This is a genomic window from Treponema vincentii F0403 (assembly GCF_000412995.1).
Taxonomy (GTDB): Bacteria; Spirochaetota; Spirochaetia; order Treponematales; family Treponemataceae; genus Treponema; species Treponema vincentii.
On the sequence record NZ_KE332512.1, the window covers coordinates 565,995 to 588,367 of the forward strand.

Consider the following 22,373-nt stretch of genomic DNA (forward strand, 5'->3'; position numbering starts at 1 on the left):
TCTGTTATAAAAAAAATCTACTCACTGCGAACAATAGCCGCAGTGTACGGATCAAGTATGATCCGATTTTGCTCAAATCGTATGCCGGAGGGCTGTGTAATACCGTCCGGCGATGCCGCCGCTCCGTCGACAAAAACGGTGGGGTTTTTTACTGTGTCGACGAGTGTAAAACAGTGTTCCGTTTCCGCCGCATTAAACAACAAAAACCACGTGCCGTCCGTCCAGTCGAGTGTGTACCCGAATGCCTGCCCGTACTGCATCTCCGTTTCGGACAATGCTCCGTCATCGCTCTTTGCGGCACATCGGTTACCGCTGCAATCCCCCGATGCAGCAACCGCTGCGTCTTCTGCAGGCAAAAACGCGGCGGCTTGTGCAATGCGTCCGGCATTTCCTATTCTAAACACGTCAAACCGTTTCCGCAACGCGATAAGCCCGCGCGTGTATGCGAGCAGCTCGGTGTAATCCTCATCGAGCGTCCATACAATACGGTTAACGCTGTCCGAAGCGTCATAGCTGTTGCGGACAAAAGCGCCGGTGCATTCTTCCGCTGCTCCGTGCACATTCGGCTTAGTACGGCCCCGCTCCTGTCCGGCGTGTAAGAATGCGATCCCTTGACAGGTAAGCGCCAGCGCGTTGCCGAGTTTGATACGGGCAATCAGCTCCTGCCGTTGCGAGGGGATACGTTCATCAAGCCCGGCATTATGGGCGATGCAGTCGTGCAGAGTAAGCCCGTCGTGGCAAACAAGGTACTGCACGTTATCACCCGGGCTGTCGGCGGTGTAATTGCACTGAGGTAACCCGATACAGTTGCAAAAGAGCTGTTTAAGATCGACATTGCCGCCGGTTAAAAAGCCCTTGCCTTCCTCGTTCATACCGCCTGCTTTCACCAAATCGCGGAATTCGTCGTTAAAGACGGCAACGCTGTCGGTTTGGGTCATGTACCGCTGATCCATACCGACGGTACCTTCGGCTCCGTTATACAGCTTCCAGCCTTCCCCGATGAACAGTACCGACGGATTAAGCTTCCTGCAGCAGTTGTACGCCTCCAGCACCGTCTCGGTATCGAGCAGTCCCATCAGATCAAACCGGAGACCGTCAACCTTATAGTTTTTCACCCAGTGTACAGCCGAATCGATAATGAGCTTTCGTACCATCAGCCGCTCCGAAGCAATATCGTTCCCGCAGCACGAGCCGTTGGTATAGCTGCCGTCGGGATTTGTCCGAAAGTAATAGCCCGGAACAATCGCATCGAAAAAATCGGTACGCGCAACATGATTATACACCACGTCGAGCACTACACCGAGTCCCGCCCGATGGCACTCATTGATCAGCTCCCGCAATTCGCGTACGCGGCTTTCGGGATTTTCAGGCTCGCTTGCATACCAGCCTTCGGGCGTAAAATAGTTGTGCGGATCGTAGCCCCAGTTATAGTTGTTGTTATGCACGGTACCGGCATCTTCATACTGCTGATTTGTCTCGTCCGTATAGTAAAAGTTCAGCACCGGCATCAGCTGAATATGCGTAATGCCCAGTTCGCGTAAGTAGGGGATTTTTTCGATAAAGGCTTTATATGTGCCGGGGATATTTCTAACGCCGGAGTCGGGGCTTGCGGTAAAATCGCGGACGGACACTTCGTAAATAATCGCATCCTCCCGTTTTTGCAAGGTGATATACGGATATTCCCGCTCCGGTTTGAGCGTTTCTTTTTGCAGGTTGATAATAGCGCCCCGTCCGATACTGCCGCTGTCGGTACAAGCAGCCATCGAGAGGCTGTACGGATCGAGCACAGTATGCGTTCCCGTTTCGTTTGACAGCGTGTAATCGTAAAAGAACAGTTCCGGATCCCGTTCCGCAAAGATGCCGCACCACAGACCGGTTACATCGTCATACCGAAGCGGAACCGTAAAAGCAGGTTCTGAATCACCGGCGTTTTGATAGAGGTTTACCGACACATCGCGGGAATTCGGCGCCCATAAAGAAAAACGGCAGCTTTGAGCGGCGGCATCATACACAGCGCCGAGCTGCATATCGCGAGGCGGAATTGTCTGTTCAAGAGTTTTGACAAGTGTTTCCATAAGTCTCCACATCGATACTTCATAATAGCATATTATCTCTTAAATCACCAATATATAAATATTTTTTCATTCGTGCGGCTTAATCTAAGACTGCGATCGGTTACTTTTAAAACCGTTTACATGCCAGTAATCATTACTAGAATAAAACGAGATGGCTATAATGTCAAATAGAAATTCAAACATGGATTCCGCATTATAAATATTTTAAGCGATTGCCGCCTTCCTATGCGAAATTTTGAACAAAATTTCGCATATTTTTTTGAGTGGGCGGGTAAACGCATCAGGCAGAGTAGATAAAAAGCGCAGCCCCAATGGTTCTGCGGGAAACACGAACATTGTACTTCCTTGTACAATATTCGTGTCAAGTTTTTCTAGCGAAAAACTTGCTGCTGATTAGTATCACCGCCGTCCGTGGCGGATATGAAAAAACGGCCTGACGCGTTTACCCTGACAACCTATCAATGCAAGATTGACAGAATCGTAAATTCACGGCACAATATCCTTTCGTAATGCTAGTAAGATATACTCGAAATACAACGAATAAAAAACTGTCAAAAGCGCTTATATATACGGCAGCAGAGCATTCCATCGATCCCCGTAAGGTAGACAGCGAGGCTATCCGAATCATCAGCGGGCTGTATAATGCTGGCTATGAAGCTTATATTGTCGGCGGCGCTGTCCGTGACTTGCTTATCGGGAAAACACCTAAGGATTTTGATATTGCAACATCGGCGGAACCCGCCCGTATCCGTAAAATTTTTAAAAACTCCCGGCTTATCGGAAAGCGGTTCCGTTTGGTACATGTCTTTTACGGTCCCAAAATATACGAAGTTTCAACTTTTCGTTCGCTGGAAGAAGGCTCCGTCGGGAATAACTTCGGTACTATCGATGAGGATGTACGGCGCCGGGATTTTACCTTAAATGCGCTCTACTATGATCCGATAAAAAATATCATTGTCGATTATGTCGGCGGTGTGGAGGATATACGCAAAAAACGGCTGCATCCGATTATCGACCTTTCCCATATCTTTGTAGAAGACCCTGTGCGGATGATCCGTGCGGTCAAATATGCAACCGCTACCGGCGCCGCAATCCCGCTGCTTCTCCGCTGCCGGATTCACCGTGATGCACCGCTGATTGAATATGTATCTCCGTCCCGGCTAACCGAAGAAATCGGTAAAATACTGGTGAGCGGTCATGCGGCAGAGATTTTTAAAATGCTTTTGCATTATCGGCTTTTTCTCTATTTACAGCCTTCCGCATTCTCATTTATGGAAGATTCACCTCATTTTTCCGAACATTATTTTGCCGGTATGGAAGAACTTGATGGATTAATTGCAGAACATAAAATCCAACGGCAAGGGCAGGCGCTGGTATACCTGATCCGCGATTTTTTACAGCTAATCACTAATTGGAAGGAAGAGCCGCGGGCAGTTTATAAGGCGGTTTATGCCGAATGCCGCCATTTTGTCTTACCGATGAATCCCCAGCGGATTGAACTTGAATACGCAGTAAAATACTGTCTCCGGAAGGGGGGATTGGATATACGGCTCACCGGCGCCACAAAAGCAAAAGAAGCGCCCAAACGCCGCCCGCGAGGCGCTATACGCCAAAACACTCCCGCAAAGCAGGGGGCACGCGTATCGGGAACACGCAATTCCAGACCCGCCGCTTCGCCTACTGAAGAAAAACAGTAGTCAGCCACGGAATATAGGTAACCAGCAGCAAAATAATACTTTGAATGCCGAGAAAGGGGAGAATATTCTTTACTATCTTGATAACAGGCTTATTGAACGTATAACTCGCGATGAATAAGTCCATTCCGATCGGCGGTGTTAAAAAACCGAGTGCAAGATTCATCAAGAAAATAACGCCGGTATGTATGGGATGAATACCGAAGGATTCGGCAATCGGCATAACAAGCGGAGACACAACCAAAATTGCCGAATACAAATCCATAATACAACCGACAAAAATCAGCAGTACATTTAACAGCAGCAAAAATACATATTTTGAATGTATATAGGTTTGTACAATGTCTGTCAAAATCGCCGGCACATTCGCATCGATTAAATAATAGGCCAATCCTTTCGCTGCACCGATGATAATAAGAACACCGCCTGCAACCGGGATACTTTTCAATATGAACGCGGCAGCTTGTTTCCATGAAAAATCTCTGCGGATGATAACTTCCAATACACAGGTATAAAGCACGGTAAAAGCTGCCGTTTGGAGGAGCGAAAACAGCCCGGAAAAATAAAGGACGATAATAAAAACCGGCAGCAGAAGCTCAAAAAAACTGCCGAAAAACGCCGTTTTTAGAGCAGCCCATGAAAACGGTATTCTCATTTTTGAACGATCCCGTATTACGCCGATAACGATCATCGAAAACGTCAGCAAGATACCCGGAAGGACGGCTCCTTTAAATACATCAAAAATATCAACCGTCATAATATTGGTTACGCCGAAGATAATGATCGCCATACTGGGAGGGAAAAGAATACCGAGGGAACCGGAAGCGGTAATCAGCGATTCGGAATCATCTTTTGAATAGCCGTTTCCGGTTAAAATCAAACTGATAAGCGGGCCGAGTGCTAAAATGGTTACGCCCGAAGCGCCGGTAAAAGTTGTAAAAAAAGTGAGCACAAGAACGGAGGAAATAATAACGCCGCCCCTAATCCAGCCGACGCTGCCGCGAACCAGTTCCATGAGCCGCCGTCCGGCGCTCCCTTCTGCAAGCAAGCAGCCCGCAATGGTAAAGAGCGGAATAGCTGCGATGCTTGTATCGGTTAAAATGTGATACATTTCCAAAGGGATCACATCAACATACCCGCCGCCTTGGCTGAATGCCGTATAGGTAATACCAAGCAATACGATAAAAAGCGGCAAGCTAAAAAGCGCGGCTGCGATCAATACCAGAATAATCGGAAGCAGCAACGGAGCGCTCAAAGACTGCCAAAACAACACGCACGAGGTCAGCAGAGGAATATCGCTGCCTAAGAGCGTATATACGATCGTTGCGATGGAACCGCAGCTGATAAAAAGACCGGTAATCAGCCCCACCATGGACGACACAAGCATATTTTTCTTTTTTAAACATAAAAACAGCTGGGCAAAAAACATGAGAGGCAGTGCACAAAAAATAAAGCGCACCGGCACCCCCCACAAGAGGTCGGCAGAATCTATGACTGCTAAAATATTCGGAAAGCATGCAAAAAAGATTGCGGTAAGAACAGCTGCCGTTATACCGTTATTGATACGCATTACGGCAACTTTCAGTTTATCCGAGAGTTTAAGGTTAAAAACTTCGATACTCAGCTGCTTGTTATCGGCACTGGTAATCATCCCGGCAAAACATGCAAAAATAAAAACGGCATGGATAATCAACCGCTCTCCATCCAAAATGGGAGCACCGCCGATTTCACTGATAAAGAAAAATACAATCGGCAGTATAATCAATATACCGACCAGAAGAAGCACAAATAGATTGACAGTCTTTCTCATATTTATATCGTACAGTTATTTGCGCATCGGAGCAACGAGCTTTTGAATATTTTGATACATCTCCATATCAAATGCATTCGGGAAAGCCCGATGAATGTCATTAATATTCACGCTAAATTCTTCTTCCCATTTTTTCAGTTCTTCTTTAGAAGGACGGATCATCGTAACACCGCCTGCTTCCATTTTACGCACGCAGTCGGCATCCGAATCGTCAAGGGCATCGTTAAGTCGCTTACGGGCTTGGTTCATCGATTCCTTCATAGCAGCATGGTATTTTTTAGGGATCTTATCCCATGAAGCTTTTGAAATAACGAAACAAGCCATAATGGGACACAATTTCGTATCAAGCGCATAGCTGATATCCTTGTAGTACCCTCCTACATACGCTAAAAGATGCACACCGAAAAAACCGCTGATACCGTTTTTGCTCTTTAGCATTTGAGAGAATTTTTGACTTGAAACATCTACCACGTTAAAGCCGCTCAATTTAAAACTATCGCTTAAAATAGGACTGTCCAAACCGGCAACCGCCAATTTTATTTTCTTTAATTCTCCGAGCGTTTTATAGGGTTCTTTAGTGTAGAAGGAAAGCCAGCCGACATTTGTCCATGCAATTAATTCATAGCCGGCCGCATTAATTTTCGATTCAATTTTATTACCGTATACACTGAGGGCTTTATCAAGTTCTTGCTGATTTTGAAGCAAAAAGGGAAGTGCAAGTGTGTAGATATAAGCATCGGGTACCAATTCATGTAAACCGATCATCGTAAAAATTGCCCCGTCTAAAGGAGCCTGTTGACCGGGGCGTGCAGCTTTAAGTTTTTGAATACCGGCCTTTTCACCGCCGAGCGTAGTCATATTATAGGTTTTTACCGTTACCAGTCCGTCGGTAATGCGATTCCATTCCTCGGCAACTTTTTTAAGCTCAATATCCCATGGGGAACGGGCAGGCGCTACGGTTGCTATCTTTAATACGATTTCTTCAGCGCCGGCAAGAGAGGTTGAAGCAATGCACAACGCCGCAACCAATGTCAAAAATTTTCTCATAGTATCCTTTTCTCCTTACTCAACTGATAATAACGGCTATAACGGCAAACTAATTATCTAAGAAATAATCGCCTTTCATTTTTTGCAGCCAACGGGCTTTTTCTTGACTGAGGGTAATCATGAGTTTATTGTCCGGCTGGGTATTAGGGTCAATGGCCAAGGCGTTTTCCAAAGCCTCGTCAAAACCGGCGCTATCCTGCATCGGAACACAAAACGACTGCGCATAGAGGATATACACCGACGGACGCTGCCCGCCGCTCAATTCCAGAGCTTTCCGATATGCCTCTGCTGCCTTATCCGCACCGCCGCCGAGAGATTCAGGCGCCGCGGCATAAAAGGCTGCAAGCGTTTCCCAGATAGCCCCATCGTTAAACGCAGGACGAAGCTCTGCAGCCCGTTCGAGCATTGCAACTGCGCCCGGAACTGCAGAAAACGTATCGGTATCCATCGGATCAAGGGAGAATGCACCGAGGATACCGCAAGCGGCCCAATAAAGCGATTCAACATCGACAGCTTTGCAGCGTGCAAGGAAAGCGGCGCCGGTATCTTCCGTATATTGAGCCATTGCTTCGGCAAAACCTTTATAAGCGCCGTTAAGGGATTCCATCACATACCCTGCTCCGCGCAGATAAAATTTTTTTGCCCGTAAATATTCAAGATTTTTTCTTTGGAACTGAGTTTCGGGAATATAGTCGGCGGGAGTTTGAACAAAGGCATTGGCGTACATAATATAGAGGGAGCCGGACATAACGGCCAGCCCGCGGTGTTTCGGGTTACTGCGGTGCAGTATCTCGTATGTCTTTAACACGGTTGGAAATACTTCCGCAACCAACGTTATGTCATCTTCGCCGGTGAGGGCTGCGGCGGCATCAATTCCTCCCGAAGCATCGGGTTTCGACGCTGGGAAAGGGGCAAGAGTGTCTGCAATACCGTTGAAAGCCATCTGTTTAATGGAGCAACCGCTCAAAAGCAGGAATATGAGCATTACGCAACCATACATTTTTTTCAGGTTTACATTCATCAGAAGTCTCTCCTTCTCTGCCTTTATTTAAGGGTTAATTCTTTTTGCCATTGATGGATAAAAGCTTCATAAGCAGCGATAGTTGCAGAAAGTGCAATTTGTTGCACACAGCTCCGTCCTGTGGCATTATTACCATCCAAAATATACAACGAATCCAGTATACCCTGTATATCATCGATAGTGCAGCTTGTATCGGCAGCTCTCCGCCTGATGAGGAGGCGGGTTTCTTCATCGAAGACCTCTTGATATTTCTTCTCTTCCCAGTCGATACTCTCGGACATAAGAACGATTATAGAATTTTTCACCGTTGAATGCAATATACCACGCGGCAAATGACATCAAACATATAGAAGGGCATCCCTAAAAACTCGATTGAATTTTTAGGGATGCCCTTAGAGTGTGAAACATTGAGCATAGTACCTCGATGCAAAGCATCAGAGGTGTTGATTCATGCGGAGCATTAGGCATTCAATCAATTTGATGTCTGGTATCGTTCTTCCCGCCGTGAAACAATAAGCGTTCCGACAACATCACCTGTTACGTTGATGCAGGTTCTTCCCATATCAAGCAGTGCATCGATTCCGAGAATCATCGCATAGGCTGCCGCTACGGCAGAACCTTCAGTGAGTTTTAAACCGCAAGAGTCGAGCACCATCAGCAGCATAATAGCTCCCGACCCCGGAACACCCGCAGTACCGACCGCTGCCAATGTTGCCGTAAGCACAACGGTAACCTGCTGTGAAATACTCAGCGGAGAGCCGATTGCATAGCCGATAAACATCGCGCAAACACCGAGGTAGATGGCGGTTCCATTCATATTTATTGTTGCGCCGAGCGGCAGTGTAAATGAAGAAATACTGCGCGGAATCCCCAAATTTTCTTCCGCCACGCGCATGGTAACCGGCAACGTTCCCGATGACGAACGGGTTACAAAAGCGGTAATCATAATCTCGTGAATCTTTTTAAAAAAGGTTATCGGAGAAACCTTCGATGCGGTAAGAATAGCGCCGTACACCACAATCGTCTGTACTACAAAGCCGAGATAGGCACAGAGAGTAACCATTAAAAGAGGTCCTATCGCCTGCGGGCCTTGCTGGGCAAATACGATCGAAATTAAAACGAATACACCAATCGGTGCATATTGCATAATTCCGCCGACGATTTTATACATTGCCTCAGCCGCCCCGTTACAACCGTAAAACACCGTATCACCGCTTTTACGAAGTAACTCGTCTTTGGAACCACGGACAAAAGAAACAGCAAAACCGAATAGCATTGCAAATAATATGATGGGCAGCATATCTCCTTGAGCCAACGCCTCCATCGGATTGGTTGGGATCATTTTTAAGAGAATTTGATTCATTGCAGGCGCTTCGCTAATCTTCGCCTTTGCAGCTGCCGAACCGATGACCGAAAAACCGAAGCCAGGACGCAGCAGATTAGCAAACACAAGCCCGACGAATACGGCAAGCGCACTGGTTAATAAATAGTAGATAATGATTTTAATACCGATCCGTCCCAATTTTGCCGGTTCGATACTGGCCGAACCGCAGATAATCGAAAACAGGACAACCGGTACGACAATCATTTTCAGCAGCCGGATAAATATATCACCGAAAAACTTCGTATAGGTAACGTAAGGCTGCACCGCATGGGGAAAGAAGCCGAGAATAATACCGGTAATTGCACCGAGTATAAGAGCAGCAAGAATTCGCTTTAAAAGATTGGAATCCAGATACAACCTTAATACATTTTTTCTCATCATGAGCCTCCTTTAATTACAACGGGATAGCTCTAAAAACGGAAGATGTGAGGTAAACAGCCTAAGCGGTACAGTGCGTAGGTTGAAGTCATAATATAGAAAAAGTCACAGATGACATCTGCTATTGCACCAATGCCGCTTTGAACATGAAATGCACGGGCACATTTTCCGTCCAAAAAATCACTTACGGCAATACCCAAGGATAAGCAGAGATAATAAATACCGCGGATAGTTCCCGTTGTTATTTCCATATAAGCAAAGACGGATAACGGTATTCTGGATAATGTTAAACAATTAATCAGCACAAACGCTGCATATTTTTTTCCGGCAGTATACATATTTTATGTCCTTATTTTATTGAATGAATATTATTTAATATTCATTCATTTCTACGCGCCAAAAATGAAGCTTCTCTCCGGTTAACGAGGCAACCTTATTTGGTTGCCGAAGTTATACCTTTTATAAAGTACTGTACGAATGTCTGGAGCGTTTCGTTATATCCTTCAAACTCATGCCCGGTAACATGACAATCAATATAATAGATAAAGTCAAATACTTTTAATACTTTACCGATGAGATCAGGCGCGATTTTTTCTTTTTGCAATCGTTTAGAAACCGTTTCTTGTAAAAACCGATAAAATGAATTATTCTCTCTTCCGGTTTGTGAATAATAATAATCGTGCAACATTTTTGAAACGGAACCGTTATTCCACTCAATTAAAATATTATTGTTCATAATATTTTTAACCGTATATGCAAAAAACTGCCCAATAAGCTGTTCTATATCCCCTTCCCAATTAATTTCTTGTACAAACCGGTTCCTTACCGCTTCATTTTCAGCAATATACACTTCTAAAAAAATTGCTTGTTTTGAAGGATAATAATTGTAGAACGATCCTACTGCTACCCCTGCCTTTTTTGCAATCTGTGCAATATTGGTATTTTTATAACCGTTTTTTAAAAATAAAAAATGGGCAGCGGATTGCAGCTTTTCTTTTTTATCATCCATATCGCGATACCATCCTGAATGAATATTTTATAATATTCATTCATAGTATAGTCATTATTGACGAATGTGTCAATAATAACGTAGGGCATCTTCTAAAAATCTATACCTGAGTTTTTAGAGATACCCTGTCGATATTCCCATTCCAAGACTGTCAAGATAAGCTATCAAAGTTGAAATTTTGATATCCTTGCGTTTTTCTATTTTTGAAACGGATGATTGCGTAAAATGTATCATTTCCGATTGATAAAAATTCAGCTTTGTTCCTCGTCTGCGCTCTGCGTCGGGATTGCTAATCATTACCAATAACAAATGTCATACGCCAATATGATATTGCACACCTTTTTTTAGATTGGACAAAAGTGTACAATACGCATATCTGAATTGATGGAAAGGAAAATGGTTGATGGGACAGCCGAATCGGCGAGGAGAATGTATGAGTACACCGGTATTGTCGGTAAAAAATCTGGTTAAGCGGTATAAAGAAAAAATCGCATTGGATCATTTTAATTTGGATGTTGCAAAAGGAGAAGTGCTTGGGCTGTTGGGGCCGAACGGCTGCGGTAAGACAACAGCAATCAACTGCATCCTTTCGCTGTTAAAGTACGATAAAGGTGAGATCAGGATTTTTGATGAGTCGATGCGTCCCGACGCTTTTGCAATAAAACGGAAAATCGGCCTTGTACCGCAGGAAGTATCCGTCTATTACGATTTTACCGTTAAACAAAACATCGACTATTTTTGCGGACTGTACATCGATAACAGAGCCGAACGAAAAAAACTGGTAAAGGAAGCAATCGACTTTGTCGGTCTTAACAACTACGAATCGTATAAAGCGAAAAAGCTATCCGGCGGATTATTACGGAGGCTCAATATTGCCTGCGGCATTGCGCATAAGCCGGAACTCATTTTTTTGGACGAACCGACCGTTGCCGTCGATGCGCAGAGCAGAAACTTTATTCTTTCCGGTATCAGAAAGCTGGCGCAAAACGGCAGCACCATTGTGTACACCACGCACTACCTTGAAGAAGCGGAACAGCTCTGCGATCGGATGGTGATTATGGATAACGGGCGAGATATTGCAAACGGTACCTTTGACGAGTTGAAAGACCTTATCCGCACCAGCGAAAAAGTTGTCGTTGAGTTTGTCGGTCTGCACGATACCGCTGACAGCATCATGGAAGCATTGAAAACCATTCCGCACGTAACCGGCGTTGTACAAAACGGTTCGGAATGGCTAATCACCTTTGAAAACTCCATCAACAACTTAAACGAACTGATCCTCTTTATCAATAAACGGCAGCTCGCATATCGCAAGTTGTATTCCGAACGTCCCAGCCTCAGCGACATTTTCTTAGAGCTTACGGGAAAGGAGCTGCGGGACTGATGAATTTTTTACGCGAATTAAAGTACACGGCAATTTCGATGATCTCGACGGTGCAAGGAATGTTTTGGACAGTAGCATATCCGATCCTGTTATCGTCGCTATTTTTTGTGATCTTCTCCGCCATCAGTACACGGGGATTAAGTACCGCTATAAACACCGGCGTTACCAAAACAAATCCCCATCGAGTCATCCTTAATTTTATTCCGATAGTGCATGTTATCTCGATGGAACAGGATGCTGCCGATGCCGCTTTGCGCGAAGGCAGTATTCAAGTGTTTATCGCAGACGATTTATCGATCAGAATATACAAAGACGGTACCGCACAGACAATCGTTAAAAATATAGTAGAGCAGATAAAGCAAACCGATGCGCTCGGTATCCCGATAACGCCTTCCGTTTACCGGAAACGGTTCATCGACAGTAAGGATGAACAAAACAATTCGATGATGATTTTATTCTACTCGCTTTTGGCGATGGTCTCCATTTACAGTATGTTCGGTGCAATATCCATCCCCGAACGCATGCAGGCAAATATTTCAAAATTAGCGGTAAGAATGTCCGCAGCGCCTATCAAGCGGTTCAGGATATATCTTGCCGGCGTTCTTTTCTTTGTCTGCTTTAACCTTGCATCGAATCTTTTATACATCGGCTATGTTATGCTTGTGTTAAAGATTAACCTCATCACGGATTTTGCGGTAACGGTTCCGCTGTTGATGTATGCAAACCTATTCGGAACCGCTTTCGGTCTGTGCATCGGTTCAATTCCAAAACTGACGGTAAACACAAAAGTGATGATAGGTGTGTTCAGTTCGCTTTTTCTTTCTTTTTTATCGGGCATGATGAGCGTCAGTGTTAAAACCGCGTTGGATGCTTCGTTCCCACTTCTTAGCAAGATAAACCCCATCGCGCTTTTTACAGATACGTTATACAACATCAATATCCTGCACGAATACGATTTAGCGCCGTTATTTTTTATTGTGTACTCAGGATTTATCGCGCTGTTTTTAAGCATTGCATTCTTTAATGCGCGGGAGGTACAGTATGACAGTCTATAAGCATTTTTTGCAGATGATATGGCAGCGGAAAATCGGCACCGTCATCTTTCTTGCTATCTTTTTGTCTCTGTGTTTTGTAAGGCTGCAGCCGGAAAGCAGGAATGCGCACGGTTTTTCCGAAACGCGGCTTACCGTTTGCATTGCAGATCAAGATCATTCACCGCTTTCGAAGCAGCTGACCGCCTATTTGCAAACAAAACACACGGTTACGCTTTTGGACGGTTCCGGTTTAAGCGATGAAGCGCTTTTGAAAAAAGTTAGGAAGGATATTTCCGTCGGTTTGATCGATGCGGAACTAATTATCTCCGAAGGGTTTGAACAGAAAACAGAATTAGGACAAAAAGGAATCATCAGCATTAAAGACGGCAGACGGGCGGCAGCGTTCTATATCGATTCACAGATACAAACCTTTTTACGCTTTGCACTTTCAACAAAGGAAGCAACGGGGGCTTTCGACTTTGAAAAAGTACGAAACGCGCTTGCGGTACGAACCGAGGTTATCAAGGTGAACCGAGAGGAAGACACATCGACTGCCGCAGGGCTTAAATATTTTTTCAATTTTCTGGGATGGGCGATATTCTCGTTGATTATCAATTCCATCGGCTGGGCGCTGTTTGAATTAAATAACGAGCGGCTGAGAATCCGCACGGCCGTTTCACCGGTGTCGAATATGCGGCTTGCCTTTGAAAATTTTGCTGCGCAGCTGACCGTCGTCGTCCTCCTTCTTGCGGTGTTAATTGCCTTTGCCGCACTGATATACCGGCAGACTATCCGCACCTTGCCGCTTGCAAGTTATACGCTGAACGCTGCCGTCTACGCAGCGGTGGTTTTAAGTGCGGTTTTTATGCTGAACGCCGCGTTAAAAAAAGGTGCGGTAATGGGGATTGTCGGTACGGTGCTGCCTCTATCGCTTGCCTTTATTTCGGGGATTTTTTTGGAACAGGGACTGCTGCCGAAAAGCATTACTACGCTCGCTCAAGTCTTTCCGACATACTATTATGTGCGTGCAAATAGTTTTACCGAACGGATGCTGCGCCCCGATTGGAATAATATCGGTATGCAGCTTTTGTTCCTGCTGTTGTACTTTACGCTTGGCGTTTATTTCAGCAAGCTGAACAGGGTGCGAAATAAAATCGAGTTTGTGCAGAAGTAGAGGGGGCTGTTTATACTGCGCCCTTTTGTCAATACAAAAAAATAATTTATTTAAGGTGTATTTAAGCAACCATATTTCTATCCGGCTTTTCCGACCGGAAGCTTTGATACATATCATCGGGAACTTCATAATCAAGTCCCTGATGTAAGTGCACCGAATTATAATAGTTAAAATAATATCTAATTCATTCTTTTAATTCTCCCATTGTTTCATAGTATTTCAAATAAATATCTTCATATTTAAGGCTTCTCCACAGCCGTTCTATGCGGATGTTATCCAACGCTCTTCCCCGTCCGTCCATACTGATTTCAATACCATACTCAATAAGCACTGACGTAAAGACATCAGAAGTAAATTGTGCTCCCTGATCCGTATTGAAGATCGCGGGGCAGCCATACTGTTCAATCGTATCTCGCAAAAGCCGTGCATACTGTCCTGCATCCATCGTATTAAAGACCTGCCATGACAATACTTTCCGAGAATACGAGCCGATTATCGCCATCAGATATACGTTCCCACTCGGCAGTTTGATATACGTAATGTCTGTCGACCATACCTGATTAGGGTAGCGGATACTCTTATTTTTCAGTAGATATGGATATTTCTTATGCCGTTTACAGCTTTTTGACAGGTTTTTACCTGGAAATAATGCCATAAGTCCAAATCGGTTCATCACACGTCTGATTTGTTTCTCTGTTGCCTCTTCTCCTTGCCTTTTGATTTCTCGCCATATCTCTTGCGATACCCTTTTTCAGGATGTTCCAGCTGTATTGCTTTTATCTGCTTTAGCAGTTCAAAATCTTTCATTAAAATGCAGCAACTGAACAAAGTATAAACTTTGGAAGTTGCTACATTGATGCGCGATAGCGCATACGTTAATAAGCGATGTTTGCCGCAAGGCAAACTCGCCGGTTAACGAGGTAGCCTTATTGCGGCTGCCGAAGTTATACCTTGGGATGAACACTGTATTTTACCGACAACTGCTGTATTGTCGATTCTTCCCCTAATGCTTCAAGAGCTATCTTTACCTTGAACTCCTTGCTGAATGTTTGTCGGGTTTTATCCATCTCGTTTTTTTCTCCTTCTTTTGCTCTGCTTTTTCCACCTTAAATTACTCTTTTTTTCTGTTCTGTTCTACGGGCGCAGTATATTCGTAGCCGCCGCTACGCTCAAAGTACATTGTGTTCACATCAATCACAATCTTATTGAACAATGTTGTGCCTTTTCTTAATCCACGAAGCGACACCAGACCGTCAGTTTCCATCTGATTCAACTGCTCCATATAGGTCGGGGCAAAAGGCTTTTTGAAATGCACATTGTAGGGTATGCGCTCCTCAATCACATTCATATTTTCATAGGTTTCATTCCTTTGCCTTTTTAATGGTCGATTTCTTGAACCCTGCGGCTTCAAGTTTTTCTTCACAATCCGAAGAAAGCATTTCTCCCTCTTTCAGCATTTCAATCAGAAACGCTTTCGCCCTGACTTCCTTATCATTAGGTCTGCCGATTTTCGGGGCGAGGGATTGGAACGCTTCTTCTGCTTCGGTAAAGGGTAGAGGTACACCCTTAGAGAGCAGGGTGGCAACGGAAAGCATTAACTTGCTTTTCCCATTTCTGTTTAAGATACTGGCAAACTGGAATTGTTCTAAGTCTTCTCGGTTGCACCTTCTTGCCCTTCGGACAAGGAGTCTCCCTCGTTCAAAGAGCTCGGTCAATTTCTGTTTAACGATTTCTTTTTCCGGTATTTTCTGTCCCTCGGATTTCCTCATGATAGAAATAATCCACGATCACCGGATGTCCCTGCGGGACTCTGCCATAAGGCATTTCATTATCCACAAAGGGACAATCATACTTTTTAGCCATTCCCTCAGCTTTTACTTCAAGTGCTTCAAAGTAGCTGCGGTTATGCTTGTTATAGATCTCATCATAAAGCGGTACAAGATCAGGATATTTTCCAGCGATATAATCCATAATCGTCTTCTTGAAACCGCCCCGAAGATTGAGATTTTCGAGCCAGAACAGATCGCACTGACCCTTTACCCGCTCAAAGATCGCTTCAAAATCCGTGATACCGGGGAATACCGGGGATACGAAACAGACTGTACGGATACCTGCATCATATACCTGCTTCATAGAAGCGATACGACGCTCAATGCTCGAAGCAGAGTCCATATCGTTCTTGAAATTTTCATCCAGTGTGTTGATCGACCATGAAACGGTTACTCGTCCAAGCTTCTTCAGCAGATCAATATCCCGTACCACAAGATCAGACTTTGTGCAGATTAGAATATCTGCGTCACTGCCGATCAGCTGCTCCAGAAGTTTTCTGGTATTCCCGAATTGCTCCTCCTGTGGATTGTAGCCATCCGTCACAGAACCGATGACCACACGCTGTCCGGCATATTTCTTCGGATTTTTAATTTCCGGCCAATGCTTCACATCAAGGAAAGTGCCCCATTCCTCCTTGTGTCCGGTAAAGCGCTTCATAAAAGAAGCATAGCAATACTTGCAGGCATGTGTACAGCCTACATAGGGATTGACCGAGTAACCGCCTACCGGCAGACTGGACTTGGTCATGATGTTCTTTGTTTCCACCTCACTAATGAGGATTCCATCGATTACTTCTGCCATGATCTCTGTACCACCAACACTTTATTGAATTCTTCTGGCATTTCCTGAATCATATTTTCATCCCCTATGATAGAGACAAGGTCTTCCTTCATAAACACCGGAATGCCGAGCGCGTGTGCCTGGTCCGTCAGAGACCATGCCCACTCCGGCTCCGTATGAACCTTCCTGCTCTGAGCTCCAGTCATGGTGCCGACAACAATCCAGTTGATTCTGGAAAGGTCAACTGAACCGGGATCGTCGAATAACGGTTCAAAGGTAACATGGTAGTGTTTTGCTCTGACGTTTTTCCGAAGGGCGTCAATACGCCACAGTTCTGCTTTCCTCGTTACTGTAACGCCAAACCATGCGTTTTCCAGATCGGTATCAAAATCCAGCAGATCGGGGCGCTTGGTAAGAAACAGGAACTGATGCTGTGGATTTTCACGGATCTTTGCAAATACCTCGTCTCTCCATTCCAGCTTCCATCCGGAGAGATCGCTCATGCCGGTAAGAAGAAAGTTCTGCGGACGTTTCTTTTCCATCATCTTGAGCTTACATGGGAAGAACTCAGAAACAGAGAAATCATCAATCATATGCCAGCGTTTCACATTGTTGCGGGCATAGCAATATGCACACCCCACTGTGCAGCCGATGACGATATTCATGTTCTGAATCTGATTTTTGATACAAATACTCATGACTCCTGCCAATCCTCAAGATTCTTTCTGATGCGGTCGAGGCATTCCTCAAACCGGGTAATTTCTTCCTCCGAAAAACCTTTGTAGTAAATGCTGCCCATATCATCAGATACAGAATCGTACTCGCCCTTTAAGGCATGTGCTTTCTCAGTCAGAAACAGGAGTGTTTTCCTTTTGTCCGTTTCAGACTGAACGCGGCTTATCAGCCCTTGATTTTCCATTCTTTCCAGCATCGTCGTAAGAGAAGTTATCGCTAATCCACATTTGATCGAGAGTGACCCAATCGGGATTCCATCCTCCTGCCACAGCACATAAAGAATACGACCCTGGGCTCCATTGAACGCATCAATATTCTTTTCACTGAGAATCTTCTCAAAGATCCGGTCTCCAAGCTGTTTTATTTTGGTAACAAGGAATCCTCCATTCATTTCCATACAAAAGATCCTATATAGTAGTTTATCAAATCATACTATATAGGAGTTTTGTTGTCAACAGTTTGTATGTCTAAATAGAGGTAAATTCCGATAGAACGAATTTTGAAAAGCGTTTAACTGCCGATAATATCAAGGCTTCAACAGTATCAGCACTAATTGTATGGGAAGTACAAGAATTAACCCTGCTTGCATACCCGCCGCAACGGTAAGAATACTGGATAGAACCATCTTTCTTGCTGTAATGCGTTTGCAAAGTCATTCTCCTACCACAGTCGGCACAATATAGATAACCGCTCAATCGGTTGGGGATTGTCGGTACGGTGCTGCCCCTGTCGCTTGCCTTTATTTCGGGGATTTTTTGGATCAGGAACGGCTGCCGAAAAGCATTACTACGCTCGCCCACATTTTCCCAACATACTATTATGTGCGTGCAAATACTTTTACCGGACGGATGCTGCGTCCCGATTGGAACAATATCGGTATGCAGCTTTTGTTCCTATTGCTGTACTTTACGCTCGGTGTTTATTCGTGCGGAGAATTTAATACCCCGACGCTTGCGTCGTAACAAAGGGTATTAAAGCCGACTGCAACCACCTTATAGAACACACAGTGCGAAACGTTGAGCACTGTGCCCCGACGCTTGCGTCGGGGTATGTTGATTGCAGTAAGCTGAACAGGGTGCGGAACAAGATTGAGTTTGCGCAGAAGTAGAGGAAGATGATTTATATCCTTTTATATAATTTCTTGACAATTATTACGTATGGCATTATATTTTATACGTATAAGGAAAAATACTATGCAAAAAAAACTAACGCTTAATATTGACAATGATCTCATTAACTTTGCTCATGCATACTCCCGTCAAAATGGCGTGTCCATTTCAAAATTATTTGAACAATATTTAAGTAAATTAAAAACAAATGATCAAACACAAACACTCCATCCCAAAATACATACGCTATATGGAATCTTTCAAGATTCGCCCATTCCTGATAAAAAAGAATTAAGGAACATATTCAATGAAAAAAGTGCTCATTGATTTAAATATCATTCTTGATTTCTTAAATAAACGAAATTTTCATCAAGAGGCTGCGCAGTTGCTTAACAGGTGCGTTGAAGGAAAATTATCAGGATACATTTGTGCACATGAAGTTACAACATTATCCTATTTTTTATTTAAGGAACAAAAAGATAAGAATAAAGTAGCAGCCATCATTTCATCATTGCTCGATATTTTTCATGTTATTCCGATTGATGAAACGATACTTAAAAATTCATTACTATCACCAATAACGGATTATGAAGATGCGGTAATTGAAGTCAGTGCTGTAGCATTCGATATTGATTATATTCTTTCCCGTAATATCTCCGATTTTAAGCTATCGCGTATTCCGGTATATACGCCTGAACAATTCTTTCTACTGTGAGCATAACAAAAAAACGTCATTGAATGCCGTCGGGATATTGCATCTTTCTTCTGATTGCGCTATAGTCTGAATTACAGTGTAATATTACGTTGTAATATTGTTCTAGTGGAGGGTGATTGTATACCAAGGAATTTTCAGCAAACACACGAAAATCTGCTGCAATGTGCAAAAGAGCAGTTTTTGACGTTCGGCTTTGAACGGGCAAGCATTCGGGAAATTTGCAAGGAAGCTCATGTAACCAACGGCGCATTCTATAATCATTTTACGGATAAGGAAGCACTCTTCGGCGCTATAGTAGACCCGGTTTTTCAAACTATTTCTCAAATGTATAACGATGCCGCAGCGGAGCAGTTCGCATTAGTAAAAAACGATGATCTTTTACAGCTGTGGAAACATGAAGCAGAAACCTTGTGCAGCATGATCGAGTATATCTACGCACATTTTGAAATATTTAAGCTTTTACTGATGTGTTCAGCCGGTACAAAATACGCAGATTTTCAGGATATGGTAGTACGTGCCGAAATGCGGGAAACCAAAAAGTTCCTTGCCGAATTAAAGCGGCGGGGTATTCCTTTTCGGGATTTGGAAGATGATGAATGGCATATCCTTGTACATGCGCATTACGCGTCCCTTGCCGAACTTGTGTTGCACAATTATCCAAAAGAAACCGCATTAAAATATGCTCATACGCTCGCCACTTTTTTTGAGGCGGGATGGAAAGCGGTGTTAGGACTTCCGTAATGGGTGGTGAGCGGGGAAGCAAACTACGGCAGCGATTTTGATCTATCAGGAGATAGTAGGCATCTTTTAACAACTCTGGTTAGATTTTTTATGGAGTGTAAAATAAAAGCCGTACAAATGGCACGGCTTTTATTTACTCAAGTTTGCTCAAGCGCAAACTTGTATATCATCTGCACGTTCTCACTTTGTTGCGAACGTGCGTAAAAAGTCAATCGAAAGTTGATACTTTCTTCTTGACTTTTTATGGAGAGGAGAATATATGGATATTTTAAAAAAGCATATCGGTGCAATCATCTTTCCGGTGATTGTTGCCATTCTCGGCGTTGCGTGCGGCATTCTTCCGTACTTTGCAGTCGCGTCCATTGTTACGCAGCTGATAAACGGCGTAACGGATTACCGTGTTTTCTTACCCCATGTCGTGCTTATCTTTGCAGGTCTGGCAGGTTCGATTATCGGGCATTCGATCTCGACAATCGGTTCGCACAATCTTGCGTTCAGTATTATCGAGGATACGCGAAAGCAGGTGGTCGAAAAACTCAGCCGTCTTTCGATGGGTACGATAGAAGAAAAAAGCAGCGGCAAGTGGTCTCAATTCATGGTGGAAACGGTTGATAAAATGGAACAACCGATTGCGCACGTCATTCCCGAAGTCCTTGCAAACGTGATCATCCCGATTGTCATTGTCGTGGTCATTTTTATATTGAATTGGAAGATCGGGCTTGCAAACCTCGTAACGCTGCCGCTCGGTATGCTCTTTTCGATGCTGATGATGAAGGATTACGAAGCAAAGTCAAAACGCTATATCGAAGCCTCTAAGAAAATGAACGCCACCGCCGTCGAATATATTCAGGGTATCAAAGTGATCAAGGCATTCAATAAATCGGCGTCTTCTTATGATAAGTTTCAAAAAGCGGTGGAGGATAACCGGGACTCGATGCTCGACTGGTATTTGAGCGTGTGCTTTGCGATGGTCGCCGCAATGGAAGTGCTGCCGTCTACGCTCCTTGTCGTACTGCCGGTTGGCTTGTACCTCTTTATGACCGGCGGCATTGCGATCCCTACGCTGATTATGTGCGTACTGCTTTCTTATGCGTCATATAAGCCGCTCCTGAAGGCGATGACGTATACGGACGCGATGGCGAATGTGCGGGTAGTATTCGGCGAAATAAAATCGGTACTCGATTTGCCGGAGCTGGTACGGAGTAATACCGCTCCCGATCCGCAAGGGTACGATGTGCAGTTTGAAAATGTCGTATTCGGCTACGGAGACGGCACGGCGGACAGCGCAAAGGTGTTTGACGGTTTGAACTTTACCGCAAAGGAAGGCGAGCTGACCGCGATTGTCGGTTCTTCCGGCAGCGGCAAATCGACTATCGCAAAACTGCTGGCAGGCTTTTGGAATATCGATAGCGGGCACATCACCATCGGTAAAGCCGACATCGGCAGCATGAGCTTGGAACGGAACATGCAGCTGGTTACCTACGTATCGCAGGAAAACTTCTTATTCAACAAGAGCATTCGGGATAACTTGAAGATGGCAAAAGAAGATGCAACGGATGAAGAGATCGCCGCTGTGTGTAAAAAAGCAAGCTGCGATGAGTTTATTCAGAGCTTGCCCGACGGATATGACACTAATGCGGGGAACGCAGGCAGTAAGTTTTCCGGCGGCGAACGGCAGCGGCTCACCATTGCCCGTGCCCTGCTCAAAGACAGCCCCATCGTTGTGCTCGACGAAGCAACCGCCTATTCCGATCCCGAAAACGAGGCTATTATCCAGCAATCCATCGACAACCTCGTAAAGAATAAGACGGTTATTATGATTGCGCACCGGCTCTCCACCGTTGTCAATGCGGATAAAATCCTTGTATTGGACAAAGGCAAAATTGCCGCAGAAGGCACACATGCGGAACTCTTACAAAATTCTCCGCTCTATCAAAACATGTGGCAGTCCCATATCAGCAGCAGGGATAATTAATTCATAATTAAGAATGCATAATTATGAATTAAAAGGAGTAATGGATGATACGGAATATACGGCTTGAAGATGCAAAGGCTATTAGAGACATAAGCGAGGTTTCGCTCGGCTATAAAACAACGGAGACGGTAACCAAGCTGCAAATTGAAAAACTCCTACAAAACACAGAGCATTTTATACGGGTGTACGAGGATGATGCAACGCACACGGTTGCCGGTTTTATCCATGCCGAAGCATATCAACTCTTATACAACGAACCGGGTTTTAATATTTTGGGACTGGCTGTTTTACCTGAATATCAGCACCGCGGAATCGGGAAACAATTACTGCAAGCAGTAGAAACCGAAGCCGCCGCCCGGAATTACCGCTTTATCCGTCTTAACTCCGGCGAACACCGGATGGAAGCTCATGCGTTTTACGAACACTGCGGCTATACCTGTACCAAATTGCAAAAACGTTTTATAAAGGAATGGTAAGA

General features: G+C 44.5%; 26 protein-coding genes. 10 read left to right on the forward strand and 16 right to left on the reverse strand.

Going from position 1 to position 22,373, the window contains the following annotated elements; all coding sequences use genetic code 11:
- Positions 1-17 precede the first annotated feature (17 nt).
- Positions 18-2,075, reverse strand: a complete 2,058-nt coding sequence (locus HMPREF1222_RS02555; protein WP_016518082.1) for an alpha-amylase family glycosyl hydrolase — start codon at positions 2,073-2,075, stop codon at positions 18-20.
- Positions 2,076-2,584: 509 nt separating this feature from the next.
- On the opposite strand from HMPREF1222_RS02555, the gene pcnB reads away from it, so the two are divergent.
- Complete coding sequence (gene pcnB, locus HMPREF1222_RS02560; protein WP_016518083.1) at positions 2,585-3,772, forward strand: polynucleotide adenylyltransferase PcnB; 1,188 nt, start codon at positions 2,585-2,587, stop codon at positions 3,770-3,772.
- Here pcnB and HMPREF1222_RS02565 read toward each other — a convergent pair.
- The 7 genes from HMPREF1222_RS02565 to HMPREF1222_RS02595 all read right to left on the reverse strand — a co-directional run bounded on the left by HMPREF1222_RS02565 (position 3,753) and on the right by HMPREF1222_RS02595 (position 10,418).
- The gene (locus HMPREF1222_RS02565; RefSeq protein WP_016518084.1) at positions 3,753-5,579 is read right to left on the reverse strand and encodes a TRAP transporter large permease subunit; all 1,827 of its coding nucleotides are present in this window, start codon (positions 5,577-5,579) and stop codon (positions 3,753-3,755) included. The genes pcnB and HMPREF1222_RS02565 overlap by 20 nt on opposite strands.
- 15 nt (positions 5,580-5,594) lie before the next feature.
- Positions 5,595-6,626 (reverse strand): TRAP transporter substrate-binding protein DctP, encoded by a 1,032-nt coding sequence (gene dctP / locus HMPREF1222_RS02570; RefSeq protein WP_016518085.1) that lies wholly within the window; start codon positions 6,624-6,626, stop codon positions 5,595-5,597.
- A 49-nt stretch (positions 6,627-6,675) separates the two neighbouring features.
- On the reverse strand, positions 6,676-7,647 hold the full coding sequence (locus HMPREF1222_RS02575; protein WP_016518086.1) for a TRAP transporter TatT component family protein: 972 nt from the start codon (positions 7,645-7,647) through the stop codon (positions 6,676-6,678).
- 23 nt (positions 7,648-7,670) lie between these two features.
- Entirely contained in the window at positions 7,671-7,928 is a 258-nt protein-coding gene (locus HMPREF1222_RS02580; protein WP_006188113.1) for a hypothetical protein, read from the reverse strand.
- A gap of 191 nt (positions 7,929-8,119) precedes the next feature.
- Positions 8,120-9,412, reverse strand: a complete 1,293-nt coding sequence (locus HMPREF1222_RS02585) for a dicarboxylate/amino acid:cation symporter (protein ID WP_038076442.1) — start codon at positions 9,410-9,412, stop codon at positions 8,120-8,122.
- Between the two features lie 29 nt (positions 9,413-9,441).
- Complete coding sequence (locus tag HMPREF1222_RS02590; protein WP_016518088.1) at positions 9,442-9,747, reverse strand: CDP-alcohol phosphatidyltransferase family protein; 306 nt, start codon at positions 9,745-9,747, stop codon at positions 9,442-9,444.
- Positions 9,748-9,842: 95 nt separating this feature from the next.
- Positions 9,843-10,418, reverse strand: a complete 576-nt coding sequence (locus HMPREF1222_RS02595) for a TetR/AcrR family transcriptional regulator (RefSeq protein ID WP_016518089.1) — start codon at positions 10,416-10,418, stop codon at positions 9,843-9,845.
- A gap of 433 nt (positions 10,419-10,851) precedes the next feature.
- Between HMPREF1222_RS02595 and HMPREF1222_RS02600 the strand changes: the two genes are divergently transcribed.
- From HMPREF1222_RS02600 to HMPREF1222_RS02610, 3 genes are read left to right on the forward strand one after another with little or no spacing between them, the layout of a single operon-like run.
- Positions 10,852-11,802, forward strand: a complete 951-nt coding sequence (locus HMPREF1222_RS02600; protein WP_016518090.1) for an ABC transporter ATP-binding protein — start codon at positions 10,852-10,854, stop codon at positions 11,800-11,802.
- Complete coding sequence (locus HMPREF1222_RS02605; RefSeq protein ID WP_016518091.1) at positions 11,802-12,857, forward strand: ABC transporter permease; 1,056 nt, start codon at positions 11,802-11,804, stop codon at positions 12,855-12,857. The genes HMPREF1222_RS02600 and HMPREF1222_RS02605 overlap by 1 nt, the downstream gene beginning before the upstream one ends.
- A complete protein-coding gene (locus HMPREF1222_RS02610; RefSeq protein ID WP_016518092.1) occupies positions 12,844-14,010 on the forward strand; it encodes an ABC transporter permease in 1,167 nt (388 codons plus the stop codon). The genes HMPREF1222_RS02605 and HMPREF1222_RS02610 overlap by 14 nt, the downstream gene beginning before the upstream one ends.
- A gap of 184 nt (positions 14,011-14,194) precedes the next feature.
- Here HMPREF1222_RS02610 and HMPREF1222_RS02615 read toward each other — a convergent pair whose 3' ends face one another.
- The 8 genes from HMPREF1222_RS02615 to HMPREF1222_RS13385 form a co-directional block, all read right to left on the reverse strand.
- A complete protein-coding gene (locus tag HMPREF1222_RS02615) occupies positions 14,195-14,665 on the reverse strand; it encodes a DDE-type integrase/transposase/recombinase (protein WP_016518093.1) in 471 nt (156 codons plus the stop codon).
- Positions 14,666-14,954: 289 nt separating this feature from the next.
- Positions 14,955-15,077, reverse strand: a complete 123-nt coding sequence (locus HMPREF1222_RS12900; protein ID WP_016518094.1) for a transposase — start codon at positions 15,075-15,077, stop codon at positions 14,955-14,957.
- A gap of 44 nt (positions 15,078-15,121) precedes the next feature.
- Complete coding sequence (locus HMPREF1222_RS02625; RefSeq protein ID WP_016518095.1) at positions 15,122-15,358, reverse strand: plasmid recombination protein; 237 nt, start codon at positions 15,356-15,358, stop codon at positions 15,122-15,124.
- A 13-nt stretch (positions 15,359-15,371) separates the two neighbouring features.
- Positions 15,372-15,605, reverse strand: coding sequence for a hypothetical protein (locus HMPREF1222_RS12450; RefSeq protein WP_016518096.1), 234 nt, complete (start codon positions 15,603-15,605; stop codon positions 15,372-15,374).
- 127 nt (positions 15,606-15,732) lie between these two features.
- Positions 15,733-16,641 carry a radical SAM mobile pair protein B gene (locus HMPREF1222_RS02635; protein WP_006188103.1) on the reverse strand — a complete coding sequence of 303 codons (909 nt, stop codon included), beginning with the start codon at positions 16,639-16,641 and terminating at the stop codon, positions 15,733-15,735.
- Entirely contained in the window at positions 16,629-17,318 is a 690-nt protein-coding gene (locus HMPREF1222_RS02640) for a radical SAM mobile pair protein A (protein ID WP_016518097.1), read from the reverse strand. Before HMPREF1222_RS02640 ends, HMPREF1222_RS02635 begins: the two co-directional genes overlap by 13 nt.
- On the reverse strand, positions 17,315-17,752 hold the full coding sequence (locus HMPREF1222_RS02645) for a radical SAM mobile pair system MarR family transcriptional regulator (RefSeq protein ID WP_016518098.1): 438 nt from the start codon (positions 17,750-17,752) through the stop codon (positions 17,315-17,317). Before HMPREF1222_RS02645 ends, HMPREF1222_RS02640 begins: the two co-directional genes overlap by 4 nt.
- Positions 17,753-17,822: 70 nt before the next feature.
- Entirely contained in the window at positions 17,823-18,155 is a 333-nt protein-coding gene (locus HMPREF1222_RS13385) for a recombinase zinc ribbon domain-containing protein (RefSeq protein WP_425314947.1), read from the reverse strand.
- On the opposite strand from HMPREF1222_RS13385, the gene HMPREF1222_RS12905 reads away from it, so the two are divergent.
- The 6 genes from HMPREF1222_RS12905 to HMPREF1222_RS02675 all read left to right on the forward strand — a co-directional run bounded on the left by HMPREF1222_RS12905 (position 18,111) and on the right by HMPREF1222_RS02675 (position 22,371).
- A complete protein-coding gene (locus HMPREF1222_RS12905; protein WP_038076447.1) occupies positions 18,111-18,317 on the forward strand; it encodes a hypothetical protein in 207 nt (68 codons plus the stop codon). The genes HMPREF1222_RS13385 and HMPREF1222_RS12905 overlap by 45 nt on opposite strands.
- A gap of 231 nt (positions 18,318-18,548) precedes the next feature.
- Positions 18,549-18,791, forward strand: coding sequence for a DUF6364 family protein (locus HMPREF1222_RS02655; RefSeq protein ID WP_016518099.1), 243 nt, complete (start codon positions 18,549-18,551; stop codon positions 18,789-18,791).
- Complete coding sequence (locus tag HMPREF1222_RS02660; protein WP_016518100.1) at positions 18,772-19,179, forward strand: PIN domain-containing protein; 408 nt, start codon at positions 18,772-18,774, stop codon at positions 19,177-19,179. The genes HMPREF1222_RS02655 and HMPREF1222_RS02660 overlap by 20 nt, the downstream gene beginning before the upstream one ends.
- A gap of 105 nt (positions 19,180-19,284) precedes the next feature.
- Entirely contained in the window at positions 19,285-19,920 is a 636-nt protein-coding gene (locus tag HMPREF1222_RS02665; protein WP_016518101.1) for a TetR/AcrR family transcriptional regulator, read from the forward strand.
- Positions 19,921-20,179: 259 nt separating this feature from the next.
- Positions 20,180-21,895, forward strand: coding sequence for an ABC transporter ATP-binding protein (locus HMPREF1222_RS02670; protein ID WP_016518102.1), 1,716 nt, complete (start codon positions 20,180-20,182; stop codon positions 21,893-21,895).
- A 44-nt stretch (positions 21,896-21,939) separates the two neighbouring features.
- Entirely contained in the window at positions 21,940-22,371 is a 432-nt protein-coding gene (locus HMPREF1222_RS02675; protein ID WP_016518103.1) for a GNAT family N-acetyltransferase, read from the forward strand.
- Positions 22,372-22,373 lie beyond the last annotated feature (2 nt).